The organism is Asticcacaulis sp. (assembly GCF_027484505.1).
Lineage (GTDB): Bacteria > Pseudomonadota > Alphaproteobacteria > Caulobacterales > Caulobacteraceae > Asticcacaulis.
Map to the genome: position 1 here is coordinate 1 of NZ_JAIXSV010000031.1, position 3094 is coordinate 3094.

3 protein-coding genes are annotated in these 3094 nt (G+C 62.1%); all 3 read right to left on the reverse strand.

Translation table 11 applies throughout. The features are described from left to right. Positions 1-289, reverse strand: a 289-nt coding sequence (locus tag Q0072_RS01705; protein WP_298324835.1) for a hypothetical protein, incomplete at its 3' end; no start/stop codon positions are given. A gap of 184 nt (positions 290-473) precedes the next feature. Further along, a complete protein-coding gene (locus Q0072_RS01710) occupies positions 474-2189 on the reverse strand; it encodes a CHASE3 domain-containing protein (protein ID WP_366941766.1) in 1716 nt (571 codons plus the stop codon). A 342-nt stretch (positions 2190-2531) separates the two neighbouring features. Next, a partial coding sequence (locus Q0072_RS01715; protein ID WP_298324837.1) for an FIST C-terminal domain-containing protein occupies positions 2532-3094 on the reverse strand: 563 nt, incomplete at its 5' end.

The following is a 3094-nucleotide window of genomic DNA, read 5'->3' on the forward strand; positions in this document are numbered from 1 at the left end:
ACAGTTCCAGAAGGTCGAACGGATCAGCCATCCGCTCCGTCTTTAACCGCCGCCCAACGGCACGGGCATGGGCCAGGATCACATTCTGGTGACGCAGCCTGTATGCCGCCTCGTCATGTGGGATCAGATCCACCTCCCCGTCGGGCGTCACCCAGGTGACCCCGCGTGCCCCCACCACAATGGCCGGCGCATCGGGCAGCAGCAGGCGCGGCGGGGCCGTGCGCGGCGACGCCGGTGCGTCGGTCGCCGTGGCGGCACCGGGCCGAGGGAAGGGGACAATCTCACTCATGGTGGCGGAGTATAGGGACTTCGCACCGCCGTGCATCAACAAAGCAGGAACGAGCCCATGACCGTCATCGGCGCATCGGTGAGCAATGGGGCGTCCCTGTCACAAAAACGGGCCCGGCAACCAGATCAGGATGCCGGGCCCCACCGTTCACGGGCCAATGCCCTCGCCCCTTTACCCTTTACCCTCACGCCGCCCGGATGCCGGACAGGAAGGTCTCAACGCGGTTTTTCATCACGTCGGCCTGTTCGCCAAGGTCACGGGCGGCGCCCAGCACCTGGGTGGCCGAGGCACCGGTTTCGCCCGCTGCCTGAGTGACCGTGGCAATATTCGCAGAGACCTCGCGGGTGCCCAGGGCCGCCTGTTGCACGTTGCGGCTGATTTCCAGGGTGGTGGCGTTCTGCTGTTCCACCGCGGCGGAGATGGTGGCCATGGCCTCGTTGATCCGGCCGATGGTACCGGTGATGGAACCGATGGCACCGACCGCTTCGCCCGTGACCGACTGCATCGACTGGATCTGCTGGGCGATTTCTTCGGTGGCCTTGGCGGTCTGGTTGGCCAGGCTTTTCACCTCCGACGCCACCACGGCGAAACCCTTTCCGGCCTCTCCAGCCCGCGCCGCCTCGATCGTGGCGTTCAGGGCCAGCAGGTTGGTCTGGCTGGCAATCTCGCTGATCAACTGCACCACGGTGCCGATGCGCTGTGCCGCTTCGGCCAGGGTCTTGACCGTCTCGTTGGTGCGGGCGGCCTGATCGGCGGCCTCATCGGCCACCTGGGTGGAATGCACCACCTGACGGGAGATTTCCTGGATGGAGCTGGCCATTTCCTCCGCCGCCGAGGCAACGGTCTGCACATTGGCCGCTGTCTGGTCGGCAGCGCTGGCCGTGGCCGTGGCCTGGGCCCGGGTCTCCTCGGCAATCGCCGTCATGCCCTGGGCCGTGGCATCCAACTGACTGGTGGCGCCGGCGACATTGCCCAGCACGGCGGTAACTTCGCTGTCGAACCGGGCAATCAAACCGTCAATGGTCTGGGTGCGGCGCAGCTTTGCCTCCTGTTCCCGCGCCTGTTCGGCGGCCAGCGCATCGGCGCGGATGGCATTCTGGCGAAACACTTCCAGGGCGCGGGCCATGCCCCCCACCTCGTCCTTGCGGTCCAGACCGTCAACGCGGATCGTTGTATCCCCGTTTGCCAGCAAGCCCATCTGGCCGGTCATGTCGCGGATGGGACGGGCGATGACACCCGCCAGCAGCAGGCCGGCGGCAACCGCAATGACCAGCGAAGTGATGGCGCCGGCAATCGTGGCGGTGTTGGCCGTGGTGAATGCCTTGGACAATCCTTGACTGCGTATGTCCAGAAGGGCGCGCTCGATATCCTGCACCTCCTGCACTTTGTCGCGAATGGCTTCCATGCGTACCCTGCCACCACCCTTAATCACCAACGCCTGTGTTGCCGCCCGGGTTTCGGGATTGCGAATGCCGGCCATCATCGGCTCGGCAAACGCCTTGGTCCAGTCATCAGACGCCGCCTTGATGTCGCGCAGGCGGGCCTGCTGCGGCGGGTTGTCGGACACCAGGTTCATGGCCTTGGCGTAGTTCTCATCGAACACCTTCTGCCCGTCGACATAGGGTTCCAGGAACTTTTCGTCCGCCGTCAGCATGAAACCGCGCAGGCCGGTCTCCTGATCGACCTTGGCGGCCAACAGAAGTCGCACTGATCGCATAACTTCATAGGTATGAACGGTTTCGGCATTCCCCCGTTTTATAAAGGTCAATTGATCACGGTTGATGAACCCCACCGTGGCAGAGGTGAGGACCAGGGCGGCAAATGCGATCAGCAATTTGCGAGAAATTGAGAGATTGCGCAGACTTGTGAGCATGGTGGTCTCCATTCCGCAACCGTCCATGCGGCGGGTGCGGGCAAGGGCAAGGTCGATGAGATCTGCCAGGTTTGGTTAGGTTGTGTACGACGAGGATTAAGATCAAAAATTCCGTATACGGACGTAAAACGCAGAAATTTATTGGTTTTCTCCGAAATGCCCACAAAAAATCATGGATAAGAAATCATCAAAGGCAGTACTGAATTTTATCTTCTTTCAGCTTCATTATAAACTCCACGAACAAGGAATTACCCAACCCTAATTATCTTATCTTCAAAGGACTTCAAGCGCCCGGAATGGATTCGGCCGAATAACTTTTGGGATAAGACGGCAGCTCAGCCATCTATGGCGTGCGGTCTAACCATTTCTTCACAGAAACAGTGTCAGCACGCCGGTATAGCCATAGAGCTGGGCGTTGGAAATCTCTCCACCCGCAAAAAAGCCGGTCAGCGGGAAGTGTCCCAGATGGCGGCGGATCAGGTCGATCTCAACCTCTTCCCGCCCGAACAGACGGGCGCCGCGCGCCACGCAACTGATATAGATGCCGGCCCTTGGGAGTGATCCGGCGGGCAGCCGGCGCTGCAACCCGTTCAGCATGCGGACAAGGTCGGCCTCGGCGGCCTGGGCATCACGGCGGCAGAATTGGATGGGCTGGCCATTGGTGGTCGTTTCCCCAATGGCGATCCAGCCGCGTTCCAGATCAATAGCGGTCAGGTCACGAACCAACCGGTCGCCCCGGTCATCACCCCGAACAGGCAGGCCGGCCATGATCAGGCCGCCGATACGGCGCAGATCACCGGCCAGTTCCGGCCCTATATCGGTTTTCAGGGCCGCCAGCGCCGGCGCACCATCGATCTCCATCACCACTTGGGCATCGGCCCTGGTGATGGTGCGGACGGGACCGATGGGGGTGCAGCCCTGGGTCAGGCCGG

What these genes read in the sequence shown, in the direction of transcription:
- Q0072_RS01710 (WP_366941766.1), bottom strand. Translation starts at nt 2,189, where the DNA reads ATGGACGGTTGCGGAATGGAGACCACCATGCTCACAAGTCTGCGCAAT.